We start from the raw sequence: 480 nt of genomic DNA on the forward strand, positions 1-480 counted from the left end.
GTCTTGGGTTGGTAAAATGTAGGCTTTGGAGTCGTTAATAAGGTTAGTAAGTTCTGGGGTTGAAAAATTAAACTGGTTACCAGTTTCTTGCCAGTTTCGGAATAATTCTTCTCTAGGAACAACTTGTTTTTCTTCTCTAGTTTTTAGAGTTGTGATGTCATAGCCGTGCTCAGTATTAATACCCTTTTTACGTGCTTGTTCTTCAATTTCAAGGCGGCGTTTTGAGAATTCTTCAATTAGTTTTTCTGGAATTCCATCTATTTCAAACCAGTTTTTATGTTGGTGGGATTTTAAATGTAAACGGGTATAAATCTGATAAGAAAGTTCTTGTCTATAAATGGCACTAGCTGCCATCTGGTGAGTAAAAAAAGGTTTTGAACGGATAGTTCCTGTTGTTCCATCATCTCTAATACAAGCATTTAATGCTAAAGCATGAGTATGAAGTTGTGGGTCTTGAGCTCGGCTTGTTCCATGCTCAAA

At 36.7% G+C, this 480-nt stretch carries 1 protein-coding gene; it reads right to left on the minus strand.

The features are described 5' to 3' along the window. Window positions 1–480 (minus strand): MobF family relaxase (mobF, locus tag I6F37_RS38760; protein ID WP_225154182.1); only part of this gene is annotated, 480 nt, incomplete at both ends.

This window comes from Bradyrhizobium sp. NBAIM08, from assembly GCF_020193935.1.
Taxonomy (GTDB): domain Bacteria; phylum Pseudomonadota; class Alphaproteobacteria; order Rhizobiales; family Xanthobacteraceae; genus Bradyrhizobium; species Bradyrhizobium yuanmingense.